Here is a 16,169-nt window from a genome sequence, read left to right as displayed (position 1 = left end):
CTGCGCCTGCGGCCTCTACCTCAACAACCCCACCGCCTGGCTCACACCCCCGACGAACTAACGCGGTGCTGCACTAGGTCGGGTCCAGAGCCGACAGGCCCCGACCAACATCAGCTAGACCGCGTCGATCGCGGCGATCTCGTCCGCGGTCAGCTCGAAGCCGAGCACCGCGAGGTTCTCCCGCATGCGGGACTCGCGGGTGGACTTGGGGATGATCACGATGTCGTGGTGGAGCTGCCACCGCAGTACCACCTGGGGCACCGTGGCATCGTGGGCCGCGGCGATCGCGACGAGGCGCGGGTCGTCGAGCCGCGTGTTCTTCAGCGAACTGTAGCCCTCCACCACGATGCGACGCTCCCGCATCTCGTCGAGGAACTTCGGGTCGTGCTCGGACGGGCTCCAGGAGACCTGGTTGACCACCGGGGTCTCCCCCGTCTCGCGGATCAGCTCGTCGATGAGCTGCGCGTCGTAGTTGCTCACCCCGAGCGAGCGGGCCCGGCCGGCGTCGCGCTGCTCGAGGAACGACACCCAGGTCGGCAGCGACTTGCCGCGCGACGGGGGCCAGTGGATGAGCCACAGGTCGACGTAGTCGACGCCGAGGGCCTTCAGGCTGGCCTCGATGGTCTGCCGCTCGCGGCCGGCCTGTGACGGCGGCAGCTTGGTGGTGATGAAGACGTCCGAGCGGTCCAGGCCGCTGTCGCGCAGCGCGCGCCCGATCTCGGCCTCGTTGCCGTACATGGTGGCCGTGTCGATGTGGCGGTAGCCCACGTCGAGCGCCGTGCGGGTCGACTCGTACGCGGACGTGCCGGTGATCTGCCAGGTGCCGAAGCCGACGACCGGCAGCGCGACGCCGGGCGCGAGTTCGGCGGTGGGGATCTCATGTGCCATTCCCCCATACTGCCCGCGCCTTGTCCGGACCGAGTAGCGTGCGCTCATGTTGGAGTTTCCGCCAGGGTTCCGCTTCGGAGTGTCCACCGCCTCCTACCAGATCGAGGGCGCCGTCGCCGAGGACGGGCGAGGACCGTCCATCTGGGACACGTTCGCGCACACGCCGGGCAAGGTGGCCCGCGGCGAGACCGGCGACGTGGCGTGCGACCACTACCACCGCTGGGAGTCGGACCTCGACCTGATCGCGGAGCTGGGCGCCGGCGCCTACCGGTTCTCGGTGGCCTGGCCGCGCATCCAGCCGACCGGCGACGGCCCGGCCGTGAGCGCCGGCCTGGACTTCTACGACCGGCTGGTCGACGGGCTGCTGGCCCGGGGCATCGACCCGGTCGCGACGCTCTTCCACTGGGACCTGCCGCAGGCGCTGCAGGACCAGGGCGGCTGGAGCAACCGGGACACGGCGATGCGCTTCGGCGAGTACGCGGAGCTCGTCGGCGAGCGCCTCGGCGACCGGGTGAAGCTGTGGTGCACGCTCAACGAGCCGTACATCCACTTCGCCCTCGGCCACGTGCAGGGCATCCACGCGCCGGGCCAGACCCTGCCGCCGGAGGGCTACCCGTTCGTCGTGCACCACCTGCTGCTCGCCCACGGCCTGGCCGTGTCGGCGCTGCGACGGCACTCCCGCGCCCCGATCACCCTGGCGAACAACTACTCACCCGTGTGGCTCGCCGGCGACACCGACGCCGACCGCGGCGCCGCGCTCTTCTACGACATGGTCCAGAACCACCTTTTCACGGATCCGGTACTGCTGGGTGCCTACCCGGCGGGTTTCGAGGCCCTGCTGGCCGGGGTCGACGTGGACGCCGTCGTCATGGAGGGCGACCTCGACGTCATCTCCCAGCCGATCGAGGCCCTCGGCGTGAACTACTACAACCCGAGCCTGATCGGCGCGCCCTCGGGCGAGGACGGGCTGCCGTTCGCCCGCCTGCCGATCGAGGGGTACCCGCAGTCGGCGTTCGGCTGGCCGGTCGTGCCCGACGGCCTGCGCGAGCTGCTGGTCGGCTTCAAGGAGCGGTACGGCGAGAAGCTGCCCCCGATCTGGATCACCGAGAGCGGCACGTCCTGGCCCGACGTCGACGACCAGTTCCGCATCGACTACATCTCCGGCCACCTGGAGGCGCTCCAAGCCGCGATGCGGGCCGGCGTCGAGGTGCACGGCTACTGCACCTGGTCACTCATGGACAACTTCGAGTGGGCCGAGGGCTACGGCCAGCGGTTCGGCCTGGTGCACGTGGACTTCGAGACCCAGGTCCGCACGAAGCGCCGATCGTTCGACTGGTACCGGCAGGTTTGCACCTCAGCTGCACCCCGGCCGGACTTGCAGGGCGAACCGACCGGATGACACGGTGGATGCGGGGCAGTCCGTAGCGTTGCGCGGGTCAGTTGTGCGCAGCGTTGGGAGTCGTCGTGACCGAGCAATACGCCGGAGCCCTGCTCTACCTGGTCCCGGTCGTCGTCGCGGCCGTCGTGGCGTTCGTCGTGACCCGCCCGGCGAAGGACGAGGCGCCGGCGCCGCTCCCGGTCGCGCCGCCCACGCCGTCCCGCGTCCCTGCGCAGCGGAGCGCCGCTCCCGTCGTCAACCGCCGGATGCCGTCGCCGCCGCCCACGCTGCTGCACGCGGCGCTGTCGTCCCACCTGGCCGCGGTGTCCGGCGCTCCCGCGCCGGCGCCCGGCTCGGCGCCGGTCCCGGCGGTCCGGCCGGCCCGGCTGGTCTCGATCCGCCGCCCGGCCCGCATCCCGCGCCGCCCGATCCACCGCTGCCCGCACAAGCCCTAGCTTGTTCCGGACCGGAACAGCGCCCGACCCGACACGGCCTACGCGCCGGGGCTCGGCGGCGGGTCGATCGCGATCGTGACGGCGAGCGGCGCGGACTGCAGCCCGGCCCGTCGAAGGCGACCACCCGGAACGCGAACGTGCCGTAGCCGAGCGGGGGCACGGTGAGGCTGGTGCGGCTGGTGGGGCCGTAGTGCTGGCCGTTGACGGAGACGTCGTAGCCGGCGACCGCGACGTTGTCGGTCGCGGCCGTTAGGTTCGCGGCCACCCAGCGTCAACGAGGCCGGCCGTCGCAGTGACGGCCGGCCTCGGTTCGTGCCGAATCGCTCCTAGTGGGAGGGGGCGGGCTCCAGCGGGTCGACCCGGTGGCGACCCTCGCCGTCCGAGCCGTCCTCGATCTCGCTGGCGGTGACCGGCGAAGCGTGGCGGCCCTCCCGCTTGAGGCGCCGGCGCTCCTTGCGGCCCTCGACCATCGAGTAGAGGGTCGGGACCAGCACCAGGGTCAGCAGCGTGCTGCTGATCAGGCCGCCGATGACCACGATCGCCAGGGGCTGCGAGATGAAGCCGCCCTCGCCGGTGAGGCCGATGGCCATCGGGAGCAGGGCGCAGATCGTCGCCACCGCCGTCATGAGGATCGGGCGCAGGCGGCGCCGGCCGCCCTCGATGACCGCCTCGCGGACCGGCATGCCGTTCTCGCGGTACTGGTTGATGAGGTCCATCAGCACGATCGCGTTGGTCACGACGATGCCGATGAGCATGAGCACGCCGATCATGGCCGGCAGGCCCAGCGGGGTGTTCGTCGCGAGCAGCAGCAGGATCGCGCCGGTCGCGGCGAACGGGATCGAGACGAGCAGGATCAGCGGCTGGGCCACGCTGCGGAACGTCGCCACCATGATGATGAAGACGATCGCGATCGCCGCCAGCATGGCCAGGCCGAGCTGGCCGAACGCCTCCTGCTGGTCCTGCGTGACGCCGCCCAGGGTGACGGTCGCGCCGGCCGGCAGGGTGAGCCCGTCGAGCTTCTTCTGCAGTTTGGTCGAGACGTCGCCGAGGTTGTCACTCGTCGAGCGGCCGGTGACCGACGCGCTGCGGTTGCCGTCGATGCGGGTGATGGCGGCCGGGCCGGCGCCCTCGCTGACGTCGGCGACCTGGTCGAGCCGCACGAACGGCGGGTTGGCCTGGACCGGGATCTGCAGGGCCTTGAGCTCGGCGAGCGACGCCGGGGCCGGGCCGGAGCGCAGCACCAGGTCGCGCTGCTGGCCGTCGATGGTGAGCTCGGTGAGGGTCTGGCCGCGGTACGCGGCGCTGACGATGCCACCGATGGCGGCGTCGGACAGCCCGTACCGCGCGGCGGCGTCGCGCTTCACCTTGACGTCGACGCGCGGGTTGCTCGCCGAGAGGTTGCTCTCGACGTCGGCGATGCCCGCGGTCTCCGACATCGCCTTCTGGACCTGCTCCGCCGCCTTGGTGAGGTCGGCGGTGGTGTTGGCCTTGACGACGACCTCGAGCTGGTCGCTGGAGCCGCCGCCGCTGCCGCCGCCGCTGATCTTCACCGTGCCGATGCCCTGGCCGGCCGCCGCGACGTCGCTGCGCAGCTCCTCGATGACCTTCTCGACGTCGGTGCCGTCCTTGGCCGTGACCGAGAAGTTCGCCGTGTTCGTCGACTGGGCGCCGCTGAAGCCGAAGCCGGACGAGGCGCCGATGGTGGCCTGGTAGGCCTCGATGTCGCCGCGCTTGGCCAGCATGTCCTCGATCTTCTTCGCCGCGGCGTCGGTGGTCGCCAGGCTGGCACCGAGCGGCAGCTCCTGCGAGATGGAGAACTCGGTCTGGCCGGACTGGTCGATGAAGTTCGTCTTCAGCAGGGTGGCCGAGCCGATCGTCAGGACGAACACGACGAGGCTGAGGCCGACGGTGATCCAGCGGGTGCCCGCGGAGCGGGTGACCCAGCTGATGACCGGCACGTAGCCGCGCTGCAGCGGGCTGCGGCGCTCCTTCTCCAGCGCCCTGGCCTCGATGGCCTCGCGCTCCTCGATGCCGAGCTGCTTCGGGGGACGCAGGAACCAGTACGCGAGCACCGGCACCACCGTCAGCGACACGAACAGCGAGGCGACCAGCGCGACCGCGATGGTGACCGCGAACGGCCGGAACAGCTCGCCGGCGAGCCCGCCGACCAGGCCGATCGGGAGGAACACGGCGACGGTGGTCAGCGTCGAGGCGACGACGGCGCTTGTCACCTCGCGGACGCCGGTGAGGATCGCGTGGCGCTTCTCCTCGCCGTACTCCAGATGGCGTTTGATGTTCTCCAGCACCACGATCGAGTCGTCGACCACGCGGCCGACGGCGATCGTCAGGGCGCCCAGCGTGAGCAGGTTGAGCGAGTAGTCGCCGACCCACAGCCCGATCAGCGCGACGACCACCGACAGCGGGATCGACACGGCGGTGACCAGCGTCGAGCGGATCGAGACCAGGAACACCAGGATCACGATGACCGCGAACAGCAGGCCGAGCGCGCCCTCGGTGGTGAGGCTCTTGATGGACGACTCGACGAACGGCGCCTGGTCGAAGATCGACGTGATCTTCGCGTCGCCGCCCAGCTGCGTCTGCAGCTCGGCCAGCTTGTCCTGGACCGCGTGGCTGATCCGCACGGGGTTGCCGTCGGGCGACGCGGTGACCGCGATGCCCAGGCTCGGCTTGCCGTCGGTGCGGGTGATCGAGGTGGCCTCGACGGTCTTCAGCTCGACCGTGGCGACGTCACCGAGCTTGGTGGTCGGGGTGACGTTGAGCGCCTTGAGCTCGTCGATCGTGCCGAGCGTGCCGCCGACCTGCACGGCGAGCGAGCGGTCGCCCTCGGTCAGCGTGCCGGCCGGGAACGAGACGCCGTTGGCCTTGAGGGCCGCGGTGAGCGTCTGCGAGTTCACGCCGGAGGACAGCGCCTTCGGGCTGAGGGTGATGAGCACGTTCTGCGTCTCGGCGCCGGTGACCTCGACGGCCCGGACGCCCTCGATGCCCTGCAGCGCGGGCACCACGATCGCGTTGAGCTGCTGCGCGAACGCGATCTGGTCGCCGGACTTGGACGCGGCGAGCACGATCGCGGGCAGGTCGTCGGTGGATCCGGCGATCACCTGCGGCTCGACGGTCGACGGCAGCTGCGACCGGATCCGCGTGATCGACGTCTGGATCTTGTTGGTGATCTCGTCGATCGGGGTGCCGAAGTCGAAGGACACCTGCACCGTCGCGACGCCCTCGCGGCTGGTCGACGTGATGTCGGACAGCCCCGGCACGCCCTGCAGCGCGCTCTCGATGGGCTTGGTGACCTGCTCCTCGACGATCTCCGGCGACACGCCGGGATAGGGCGCGACCACGAACGCGGCCGGGAACTCGATCGACGGGATCAGTTGCTGCTTGAGCGACGGAATGGCAATGGCGCCGAAGCCCAGGACGACGATCGCGATGATCGCGACCAGCCCCCGGTTCGCCAAACTGAGCCGGGCGAGGAACGACATGTCAGGAGTCTTCTTCCGATCGGCTAAGACAGACGTTAGTTCGTGCGATGCTAACGGTTAGGCTCGCACAAAATTTATCCAGGGGGTAAAACATTCCTGTGAAGACTCACAGGGAAGCCCTGCTGCAGCGGGTGATGATGGCCGAGCAGCGCATGCGCTCCCTGGTCGCGTACGACCGAACCAACCCGATCTTCTCAGTAAACCTCACAATGCAGCAGCTCAAGGTGCTGTTATTGGTGTCTCGGCAAGAAGGGATCGGCGGCCAGGAGCTTTCTCGCCTGCTCGGCGTGACGTTGGCCACGCTCTCCGGGATCGTCGACCGGCTGGTCGGCCAGGGCCTCGTCACGCGCGTCGAGGACACCCACGACCGGCGGATCCGCCGCATCCACCTCTCCCCGGCGGGCCACAAGCTCCTCGACGAGCTCATGGACAGCGGCAACCGGGCCCAGCGGCGGCTGCTGGACCGGCTCGACGACGAGACCCTCGAGATGCTGGAGACCGTGCTGGCCCGCATCGGCGACGCGGCGGTGGCCGAGGCGCTGGAGCAAGGGATAGCACTGCCGGAAAACGTGCTTCCGGAGCCCACTAGTCTGGAAGCGTGACTGTTCGCGTTCGCTTCGCCCCGTCCCCGACCGGCATGTTCCACGTCGGCGGCGCCCGGTCCGCGCTGCAGAACTGGATCTACGCCAAGCAGCAGGGCGGCGTGTTCGTGCTGCGCATCGAGGACACGGACGCCGCCCGCAACCGTCCGGAGTGGACCGAGGGCATCCTCAACGCGCTCGCCTGGATCGGCATCGCCCGCGACACCTACGAGGGTCCCTACTTCCAGTCGACCTACGCCGAGCAGCACACCGCCGCCGCCCACCGGCTCTACCAGGAGGGCAAGGCGTACTACTGCGGCTGCACCCGCGAGATGGTCCAGGAGCGGGCCGGCGCGCAGTTCCGTGGGTACGACGGCTTCTGCCGCGACCGCTCGCTCGGCCCCGGCGAGGGGCGCGCCCTGCGCTTCCGCACGCCCGACGAGGGCAGCACGGTCGTGGTCGACCTGGTGCGCGGCGAGCCCACGTTCGAGAACAAGCTGCTCGAGGACTTCGTCATCGCCCGCGGCGACGGCTCGGCGGTGTTCCTGCTGGCCAACGTCGTCGACGACATGACGATGGGCATCACGCACGTCATCCGGGCCGAGGAGCACCTGCCCAACACGCCGAAGCAGCAGCTGCTGTGGGTCGCCCTGGGCCACACTCCCCCGATCTGGGCGCACGTGCCCGTCGTGGTCAACGAGAAGCGCCAGAAGCTCTCGAAGCGCCGCGACAAGGTCGCCCTGGAGCAGTACCGCGACGAGGGCTACCTCAGCGACGCCATGCGCAACTACCTCATGCTGCTCGGGTGGGCACCCTCGGGCGACCGGGAGATCGTGCCCTGGTCGGTGATCGAGGACGAGTTCCGCCTGGAGGAGGTCAACCCGTCGCCGGCCTTCTTCGACGAGCGGAAGCTGCGGGCGTTCAACGGCGAGTACATCCGGGCCCTCTCGCTGCCCGACTTCGTCGCGGCCTGCCAGCCGTGGCTGACCGGCACGCCGGTGGCACCGGGCGGCACCGACGTGCCCGCCCCACCGTGGGACCCGTCCGCCTACGACCCGAAGGTGTTCGAGGCCCTGGCCCCGCACGCGCAGACCCGCATCGCGCTGCTGTCCGAGGTCGTGCCCAACGTGGACTTCGCCTTCCTCGACGAGCCGGTGGCCGACGAGGCCTCCTGGGCGAAGGCGATGAAGGACGGCGCGGCCGACCTGCTCGACGCGTCCATCGCGGCCTTCGAGGCATCGTCGTGGGACGCCGAGTCGCTGAAGGCGGCGTTGGAGGCGGTCGGCACCGAGCGCGGGCTGAAGCTCGGCAAGGCGCAGGCGCCGATCCGGGTCGCGGTGACCGGGCGCTCCGTGGGGCTGCCGCTGTTCGAGTCGCTGGAGATCCTTGGGCGCGACCGGACGCTGGGGCGGCTGCGGGCGGCGCGCGCCAAGCTCTAGCCCGGCCCGACCACCCGACCACGCCCCGCATCCGACCGCTCACTGAGAGACGTTGGTCGATCTACCCTCGGTTTTCGAGATCCAATCGAGGGTAGATCGACCAACGTCAGTCTGAGCGGCCGCCCTACCCGCGGCGCGCGCGCCCGGGATCACCCCGCGGCGCGGGTAGGGCGGCCGACGGACGGGTAGCCGGACTCGCCGTGAGAGGCGTGCTGGTGGTCGCGATCGTCCTGGCCGCGGTGGGACTCCCCGCGGCACCCGCGCGGGCCGTGGAGCGCGGCCCGGGGATTCACGTGCGCGACGGGCGGATCGTCGAGGCCAACGGCAGCGACCTGGTGCTGCGCGGGATGAACCACGACGTCATGTGGTACCCGGACAAAAGCGCCTCGTTCGCCGGGATCAAGGCCGCCGGCGCGAACGCGGCCCGCCTTCCGCTCGGCATGGGCCACCAGTGGCGGGAGGCCAAGCCCGCCGAGGTCGCCAACCTCGTGAAACTGTGCGAGGCCAACCGGCTGATCTGCATCTTCGACGCGCACGACACGACCGGCTTCGGGCAGGACAAGAAGGCCGCCACGATGGCTCAGGCGGTGAAGTACTGGTTGGGGCTGCGCGACGTGCTCGCCGGCCACGAGGACCACGTCATCATCAACATCGCCAACGAGCCGTTCGGCAACGGTACGACGATGCCGTGGGCGCAGCAGACCTCCGACGCGATCCGCACCCTGCGCGCCGCCGGCTTCCGGCACCTGCTCATGGTCGGCGGACCCGGCTGGGGCCAGGACGAGTCGTTCGTCATGCGCGACCAGGCCGAGCAGGTCGTCGCGGCCGACCCGGACGGCAACACGGCGTTCGACATCCACATGTACGGCCAGTTCAACAACGCCGCCAAGGTCAACAGCTACCTCGGCTCGTTCACGAAGCGCCGCCTGCCGATCCTCGTCGGCGAGTTCTCCGGCGAGCACCAGTGGGGCGACCCCGACGAGGACGCCATCATGGCCTACGCGGAGGCGCACGAGCTCGGGTACTTCGGCTGGTCGTGGAGCGGCAACGACAAGCAGTACAGCTATCTCGACCTGGTGCACGACTTCGACCCCGCCAGCCGCACGGCCTGGGGCCAGCGGTTCATCAGCGGCCCCAACGGTCTGGACACGGACACTCGCGAGGCGACGGTGTTCCGCAACGGTACCGCCGGTGCCGTCGACCGCCGCAGCCGCGCGCCGCAGGGCCTGGTGGTGTCCGACGTGTCCAACGGCAGCGTGACCCTGCGCTGGCAGCGCCGCCCCGGCTCGGTGGGCGGGACGACGTACCAGGTCGTCGCGCTGAACGGTGCCACCGAGTCCCGCGTGATGACGACCGGCCGGACCGAGGTGAAGCTGACCGGCCTGAAGGGCTCCACGGAGTACGCCTACGCGGTCTACTCCCGGGACATCCTGGGCAAGCGCTCGCCGCGCTCGGCCCTGGTCTACGCCGTCACGCCGCCGGCCCACTGAGCTTTCGAACCGTGACGACGCCCAGTGGCACGGCCAACTCCACCCGGACCAGTCCGCGGCCCGCAGCTTCCAGCAGCCCGCGGCGGGCAGCCGCCCGCCGCGCAGCAGGTGCACCGCCCAGGCCGCGACGACGAGCCCGAGCCCGGTCCAGGCCACGGTTATTTCCAATGCTTGCCGTCGCCCGGCAGACCATGGCCGACGTCGACGTTCAGTCGTGGTCGCACGTCAGCCGGGCGACAGCATCCCGTCATCGCCACCTAGGTGCGGGGAATGACTGACCTCTCATCAGACACAGGATGACTGGGAACCACTCTGCGACAGCAGGCTGTCGCTGACCCAGCCGGACACGTTGATGGTCCAGTCGTAGAGATATGTCCAGGTACCGCCGTCGCCGTTCTTCCAGCAATAGTAGGTCACCCAGTGGTTCAGTTGTCCCTGGCCGACTGAGGTGCAGTTGGTCGACGGGCCAGTCCGGATTCGAGCGTTGGAGGCGATGAACAGGTTTCCGGCTCTGCCATCGAGATTGGGATGGTTGTTGTCCGGGCAACTCGCTGCGAATGCGGTCCCAGCGGTCGGGATGACAACGACCGCAGTCGCGGCGACGCCAAGTCCGACCGTGGTAACCGCTGCCCGAAGGCGTCGAAGTGCGCTACCCATGATACCTCCGATGATGAGTTGATTACCGGCAACTGTGGGTGCCGGCAGCATTGAGGCCGCGGCGTGAGCCACGGAAATGAGAGTCGGAGCTGCATCACGGGCCGCGATCGCCGGCCCAGTGGTGGCCAGCAGGGATTCACCGACCCCGTCGTGTCGTCAGGTGATGAAGAAAGACGCAGCTACGTTTGGTTCAACGCTGTCGTCACGGTGCGTCGGACGAAGGAACGGCTGCCGCGGGAATCGTTCGTGATATGCATAGTCGGACTGAATCCACTTCTGGTCCCCCGTCGTGGTTCGAATCGACGGATATCACGCTAGATCGCTAATTGGCAGAGGTCAATACTCTGGTCGACTGCGGCGAGTACTCAGTCATGTACGGTGCGCAAGCAACCTGCTGGAGTCGCCATGGTCGAGCCGAAGGCGCGGGGTCTGGGCGTCGGCCAGCCCGGACGCGCGTGTTCGTCACCGACCGATCGGCTTGACCGAACCGCCGCCCTGGCAGGATGTGGTGGTGAGCTCCGTCGACCTCGTCTTGGTGCTGCGCTACCGCAAGGCCGTCACGTACGGCTTCCACGTGCTGCTCGGCGCGCTCGAAGAACACGAGACCACCACCTCGTACGAGGTGGTCCTCGCCGAGACGCCGGAGGCGACGACCACGGCAATCGAGGCGGGGCTGAACCGCGCCAAGCGGGTGCTCGTGCTGTGGTCGTTCTACTCCCCCGACGCCGAGGCGCTCGCCGCCGAACTGACGACCATCAAGGCAGCCGCGCCCGGCGCGCTGCACGTCGCCGGTGGAGTGCACGCCACGGCGGAGCCGGTGCAGACGCTGGACGCCGGCTGGGACGTCGCGGCGATCGGTGAGGGTGAGACGACGCTGCTCAAGTTGGTCGACGCGGGCGGTGACCCGGTCGGCGTGACCGGCCTGGCGTACCGCGACGCCGCCGGCAAGGTGGTCAAGACCGGCCGCCCGGAACGCTTGCCGCTGGACACGTTCCGCGGGTTCTCGCTGCGCTGGCACCGGTTCAACGCTCTTGAGATCACTCGGGGATGTGCGTTTTCCTGCAGGTTCTGTCAAACCCCCTTCATGTTCTCGGCCCGCTTCCGACACCGCAGTGTGGAGAACGTCCGCTGGCACGTCGACGAGATGCGGGCGCGCGGGCTGCGGGACGTCCGGTTCATCACGCCGACCGCGCTGTCCTACGGCAGCCAGGACGAGTCGCCGAACCTCGACGCGGTCGAGGAACTGCTCGCCACGTGCAAAGAAGGCATCGGCCCGGACGGGCGGGTCTTCTTCGGCTCGTTCCCCAGCGAGATCCGCCCCGAGCACGTCACCCGCGAGGCGCTTCAGCTCGTCAAGAAGTACTGCTCGAACAACAACATCATCGTCGGCGCCCAGTCCGGCTCCGACCGCGTCCTCGACGCAGCCAAACGCGGCCACGGCGTCGAGGAGGTCATGCGCGCCGCCCGCCTCGGCGTCGAGGAAGGTTTCCGCATCAACGTCGACATGATCTTCGGCATGCCCGGCGAGGATCAGGCCGACGTCGACGCCTCGTTGAACCTCGCCAAGGAACTGGCCGACCTGGGCGCCCGGATCCACGCCCACACCTTCATGCCCCTGCCTGGCACCCCCTGGCGGGACGCCCCACCCGGCGACGTCGACCCCGAGACCATCCGGGCCGTTGACAGGCTGTCACAACAGGGCGCGCTCTACGGACACTGGCAACGCCAACGCGAACACGCCGCACGACTTGCGGCTGCCGCGGAAGCCTATCCACGGCCGGGACGAAGCAGGACGTTGTTGCCGATCCACTCAACTCCCGAATAGGCATGGTGTCCCCGCGAAACCGTGTCATGTCCGCTCACCACCCGGTGACCCGTCCCGGTCCGGTCGAGCGGCGCCCGGTTCCCGAGCGACCTCGGGCACCGGGGTGCCACCGGCCCGGGCGAGTGCGCGGGTCAGTGCCGGCTCGCCGGCCGGGTCGGCCAGCAGCAGGAGTGCGGCCCGGCCGGTCGGCAGGGCGCGCATCGTCCTCTCCACGGTGGTGTCGTTGAGGCCGGCGTCGCGCCGACGTGCCACCGTCGCGATGCCGACGGCGCCGATGACCAGGCCGATCAGCGGGATGCCGACGAAGGTGCCCAGCAGCACCCCCCAGGTGCCGCCGGCGAGGGCGCCGTCGATCGCGCTCATGTCCCGGGTTTCCCGCACGTGTATCCGGTCCGCCTGGTCGGAGCAGGCGGCGACGGCGTCGTCGAGGCGTGCCTGACGGTGTTCGTGCAGGCGCAGCACCGTGAGCAGTGCGGCCCGGGCCTGCGTCACGTCGTCGAACGAGTAGGCGACGGTCCGGCCCGGGCACCGCAGGGTCCGGCGGAGCCGGCACCCGGCCAGCGGACGCCGGCGCATCTGCCAGCCGGCGGCGAAGCCCAGGAGGACGGCCAGCAGGTGCCCGGTGTCGGTGAAGGTCGCCCCGTCCAGCAACGGCACGACCACGACCAGGACCGCCAACGGCACCAGGAAGCGCCGTGCACGCAGGGGCAGGGTGAGCGCGAGCGCGCCGCCGACGGCGTGTGAGCCGTAGCTCGTGCCCACGTCGCTGGCCATGGTGACCGCGCCGCCCAGCCAGTTGCCGCGGACGCCCACCAGCAACAGGCCGTACACGAGGCAGCTGGCCACGGCGTTGGACAGGAAGAACACCACGAGCAGTCGCCGCCACCCCCACAGCACCTCGGCCACGGACAGGAGCAGCAGCAGCGAGACCATCGCGCCCACGCCGGCCCGCTCGTCGAGCACGAAGGCGCTGGTGACCAACGTCCAGATCCGGTGGTGCTGCAGGTTGTCCACGTTGGTGGAGTTGGCGAGGACGACCTGCGTCCGGGTTTCCGCGCTGACGGCGTGGTTGAGGACGACATTGATGACGACGATGATCAGCACGTACAGCGGGGCGATCCGCACTCGCGCAAGGAAGCGCAGGCAAACACTTGTCCTGGCGGTCCAGCCCGCCGCACCGCGAAGAGCATCGGCGAGGTCGCCGCCAGGGAGGTAGGACGCCGGCGCAAGGCCAGGCAAATCCCGGTACAACCGTCGCCGGCTTCTCACGCTCATGAGATCCGACCTGCCCAGATGATCTTCCAATTGGAGTGTACCGCGCCGCAATCAACCAGGTCGCAGCCGTTCACCGCCCATGCTGCCAGGGTTCGTCGCCGGAACGTGTCAGTGAGCTCCCGTATGATCCGGCGCGGGCGAGGCGGTAGCGCAGGACGCCGGTTCGAATCCGATCGGCTTCGCAGCCTGGGAACGACGCCGGGGGTGATGGCACGGTGGTGGGCGGGCCGTTCGCCGCGCTGGACGACCGGATCCACCGGTTCGGGCACGCCGAGCTGCTCCCGCGCCTGCTCCCGGCGTCGGTGCGGACGCTCGATGGGTGAGCCGGTGCCGGTGCCCGGTCCCGGGGCCGGGATCGAGGAGATCTCCGCCTTCGCGCACAGCTACGACGGCTACGCCCTGCACGGGCAGCACCCGGCGCCCACCGCCCGCGATACGTGGAACAAGGACGGAACCCTCGGGGACGACGTCGACGTGCTGCGGGCCTGTCTCTTCTTCGAGGCGCGCGCCAACCGCTTCGGGGGCGGGTTCGGACGGTTCGAGCGCGACCCCTACATCCTCGCGCTCGTCGCCCGGATCCGGGACCTGTCCGGTGGGTTCGTCGCAGGAAGACCCTAGGTCAGCAGTTCCGTGCGCAGCTCGTGCGCACCGTCGGCCCGCGTGGCCTCGTAGTAGAGCCGGTTGCCCGCCACCGACACGTACCGCAGGCCGTGCGGGGCGAACGGGGACTGGCAGGGCGGGGAGGGATCGACGGTGAACGGGCCGAACGAGCCGTCCGGCAGCAGCGGCGCCGCGGCGGTGCCCGTGCGCTCCTCCCAGTTCTCCTCGGCCGTCGCGCGGCCGTCGTACGCCGCCACCAGGCCGCCCGTCACCGGCAGCACCGCGGCCAGCCGGACGCCCCGGGCGTCCCACGAGCCCGGGCGGCCGGCCAGGGCCACGCCGCGCCAGGTCCAGTCCAGGCCGTCGGGGCTCGTCGCGTACCACGTGGACATGCGGTCGGCGTCGCCTCGCCCCTGAGCGTGCCCGGCGGGGCCGGGTCGAACAGCGCCTCGTAGTCGGCGCTCCGCCAGACGTGCTCCTGGTAGGTCTGCCGGTCCCCCGGGCCGCCGATCCGGGGTGGCGGGCCGTCGGTGAGGAAGAACTTGGGCTCTTTGATGTCCGGGAGGTACAGCTGGGGATGGCGCACCAGCGCCGCGTGCAACGCGGACGTGCCCGCCTTCGGCACGCCCGCCACCAGGAAGTCCGGCAACGCCACGGCTCACCTCATTTGCCTATCGACATAGTAGGAATTCACCCTAACCGGGTGACGGCGCGACGACAAACCGTGCGCAGCGGTGGCATGCTGCTGCCATGAGCGTCGTGTCGGTGATCAACTACAAGGGCGGCGTCGGCAAGACCACCCTGACCGCGAACATCGGCGCCGAGCTGGCCGCCCGCGGCCGCAAGGTCCTGCTGGTCGACCTCGACCCCCAGGCCAGCCTGACGTTCTCCTTCTACCGCCCGCAGGACTTCACCGAGGAGAAGCTGACGATCCTGCAGTGGTTCCAGGGCTTCATCAACCAGCGGGCGGAGCCCCTGCACCGGTTCGTGCTCACCCCGCGGGAGATCAACGCGGTGGTCCAGCCCCGCGGCGGCCAGGTCCACCTGCTGCCGGCCCACCTCGGCCTGATCGAGGTCGACCTGGACCTCGCGGCGATGCTGGGCGGCGCACGGTTCCTCAAGCAGCACCCGAGGTACCTGCCCGTGCACCGGGCGCTCGCCGACGCCCTGCTGGACCAGGAGTTCGCCGGCTACGACTCGGTGCTCATCGACTGCGCGCCGAACTTCAACATGGTCACCCGCACGGCGATCGTCGCCAGCGATCACGTGATCGTCCCGGCCCGCCCCGACTACCTGTCCACGCTGGGCATCGACTACCTGCGGGCCCGGCTCACCGGGTTGATCGAGGAGTACAACTCGATCGCGCCCGACCAGATCAACCCGGAGCTGATCGGCGTCGTCTACACGATGGTCCAATGGGCCTCGAACGGGCAGTGGCTCACGTCCCAGCGCGACTCGGTCACGAACACCACCGAGATCGAGATCCCGGTCTTCCGGCAGAGCATGCGGGACAACAAGACGGCCGTCACCGCGGCCGGCGCGAGCAGCCTGCCGATCGTGCTGGCCCCTCCGGGCAACACCACGATCGAGACCCTACGATACGAGCTGCAGCAGCTGACCAGCGAGTTTCTCGCGCGGACCAGGATCTGAAGGAGCGTCCCGATGACCGACCCGGCCGACCTCGCCCATGAGGTGCTGCTTCGCGTCGCCGCGTTCGTGAAGGCGTTGCCGGCCGACCAACTGCAGGACCTCGCCAGCGGCGCGGCCAAGCTGGAGCTGGTGCCCAAGGGCGGCCGTCCGGCGAAGGCCACCGCCGCCGCGGGCAAGCCGCTCCCCCGGCCGGTGGCGGAGATCGAGACGACCCTGCGCCAGCTCGGCAACCGGGCCGACGCCCGCCGCTATCTCGAGGTCGACCTGAAGCTGACCGCCCCGCAGCTGAAGGAGCTCGCAAAGGCGTTCGGCGTCACCGCGACGGGCCTGAAGCCCAAGCTGCTCGACACGCTCGTCGAGTGGGCCGTCGGCCGCCGCCTGGACGCCGACGCAATCACCCGAATGACCGCCGAACGCTGACCCTCCCCCAC

At 70.0% G+C, this 16,169-nt stretch carries 14 protein-coding genes; 9 read left to right on the top strand and 5 right to left on the bottom strand.

Annotated features, from left to right (window positions below; genetic code table 11):
• Window positions 1–114: 114 nt before the first annotated feature.
• Window positions 115–888: an aldo/keto reductase gene (locus IEZ31_RS24635; RefSeq protein ID WP_190252317.1), complete on the bottom strand. Its 774-nt coding sequence runs from the start codon at window positions 886–888 to the stop codon at window positions 115–117.
• 46 nt (window positions 889–934) lie between these two features.
• On the opposite strand from IEZ31_RS24635, the gene IEZ31_RS24630 reads away from it, so the two are divergent.
• Both IEZ31_RS24630 and IEZ31_RS24625 read left to right on the top strand, forming a co-directional pair.
• Window positions 935–2,287 (top strand): GH1 family beta-glucosidase, encoded by a 1,353-nt coding sequence (locus IEZ31_RS24630; protein WP_190252316.1) that lies wholly within the window; start codon window positions 935–937, stop codon window positions 2,285–2,287.
• A 65-nt stretch (window positions 2,288–2,352) separates the two neighbouring features.
• A complete protein-coding gene (locus tag IEZ31_RS24625) occupies window positions 2,353–2,721 on the top strand; it encodes a hypothetical protein (protein ID WP_190252315.1) in 369 nt (122 codons plus the stop codon).
• Between the two features lie 326 nt (window positions 2,722–3,047).
• Here IEZ31_RS24625 and IEZ31_RS24620 read toward each other — a convergent pair whose 3' ends face one another.
• Window positions 3,048–6,221 (bottom strand): efflux RND transporter permease subunit, encoded by a 3,174-nt coding sequence (locus tag IEZ31_RS24620; protein ID WP_190252314.1) that lies wholly within the window; start codon window positions 6,219–6,221, stop codon window positions 3,048–3,050.
• A gap of 134 nt (window positions 6,222–6,355) precedes the next feature.
• Here IEZ31_RS24620 and IEZ31_RS24615 point away from each other — a divergent pair, with 134 nt between their 5' ends.
• From IEZ31_RS24615 to IEZ31_RS24605, 3 genes are all read left to right on the top strand, one after another.
• A complete protein-coding gene (locus IEZ31_RS24615; protein ID WP_190252313.1) occupies window positions 6,356–6,823 on the top strand; it encodes a MarR family winged helix-turn-helix transcriptional regulator in 468 nt (155 codons plus the stop codon).
• Window positions 6,820–8,241: a glutamate--tRNA ligase gene (gltX, locus tag IEZ31_RS24610; RefSeq protein ID WP_190252312.1), complete on the top strand. Its 1,422-nt coding sequence runs from the start codon at window positions 6,820–6,822 to the stop codon at window positions 8,239–8,241. The genes IEZ31_RS24615 and gltX overlap by 4 nt, the downstream gene beginning before the upstream one ends.
• A 200-nt stretch (window positions 8,242–8,441) precedes the next feature.
• Window positions 8,442–9,731 (top strand): cellulase family glycosylhydrolase, encoded by a 1,290-nt coding sequence (locus tag IEZ31_RS24605; RefSeq protein ID WP_190252311.1) that lies wholly within the window; start codon window positions 8,442–8,444, stop codon window positions 9,729–9,731.
• 285 nt (window positions 9,732–10,016) lie between these two features.
• Here IEZ31_RS24605 and IEZ31_RS24600 read toward each other — a convergent pair whose 3' ends face one another.
• A complete protein-coding gene (locus IEZ31_RS24600; RefSeq protein ID WP_190252310.1) occupies window positions 10,017–10,460 on the bottom strand; it encodes an SH3 domain-containing protein in 444 nt (147 codons plus the stop codon).
• A gap of 217 nt (window positions 10,461–10,677) precedes the next feature.
• On the opposite strand from IEZ31_RS24600, the gene IEZ31_RS24595 reads away from it, so the two are divergent.
• Window positions 10,678–12,213, top strand: a complete 1,536-nt coding sequence (locus tag IEZ31_RS24595) for a TIGR04013 family B12-binding domain/radical SAM domain-containing protein (RefSeq protein WP_229835805.1) — start codon at window positions 10,678–10,680, stop codon at window positions 12,211–12,213.
• 24 nt (window positions 12,214–12,237) lie between these two features.
• Here IEZ31_RS24595 and IEZ31_RS24590 read toward each other — a convergent pair whose 3' ends face one another.
• Window positions 12,238–13,338, bottom strand: coding sequence for a rhomboid-like protein (locus tag IEZ31_RS24590; protein WP_190252309.1), 1,101 nt, complete (start codon window positions 13,336–13,338; stop codon window positions 12,238–12,240).
• Between the two features lie 465 nt (window positions 13,339–13,803).
• Between IEZ31_RS24590 and IEZ31_RS24585 the strand changes: the two genes are divergently transcribed.
• The gene (locus IEZ31_RS24585; protein ID WP_190252331.1) at window positions 13,804–14,106 is read left to right on the top strand and encodes a hypothetical protein; all 303 of its coding nucleotides are present in this window, start codon (window positions 13,804–13,806) and stop codon (window positions 14,104–14,106) included.
• On the opposite strand, the gene IEZ31_RS24580 is transcribed toward IEZ31_RS24585, so the two are convergent.
• The gene (locus IEZ31_RS24580) at window positions 14,103–14,480 is read right to left on the bottom strand and encodes a hypothetical protein (protein ID WP_190252308.1); all 378 of its coding nucleotides are present in this window, start codon (window positions 14,478–14,480) and stop codon (window positions 14,103–14,105) included. The genes IEZ31_RS24585 and IEZ31_RS24580 overlap by 4 nt on opposite strands.
• Window positions 14,481–14,838: 358 nt before the next feature.
• Between IEZ31_RS24580 and IEZ31_RS24575 the strand changes: the two genes are divergently transcribed.
• Both IEZ31_RS24575 and IEZ31_RS24570 read left to right on the top strand, forming a co-directional pair.
• Window positions 14,839–15,738 (top strand): ParA family protein, encoded by a 900-nt coding sequence (locus IEZ31_RS24575; protein ID WP_190252307.1) that lies wholly within the window; start codon window positions 14,839–14,841, stop codon window positions 15,736–15,738.
• Window positions 15,739–15,750: 12 nt separating this feature from the next.
• On the top strand, window positions 15,751–16,158 hold the full coding sequence (locus tag IEZ31_RS24570) for an SAP domain-containing protein (protein ID WP_190252306.1): 408 nt from the start codon (window positions 15,751–15,753) through the stop codon (window positions 16,156–16,158).
• Window positions 16,159–16,169: the final 11 nt, after the last annotated feature.

The sequence above is a fragment of the Dactylosporangium sucinum genome (assembly GCF_014647515.1).
Taxonomy (GTDB): domain Bacteria; phylum Actinomycetota; class Actinomycetes; order Mycobacteriales; family Micromonosporaceae; genus Dactylosporangium; species Dactylosporangium sucinum.
Note: the sequence above shows the minus strand (reverse complement) of the source record. Positions and strands in the feature narration are given on the sequence as shown.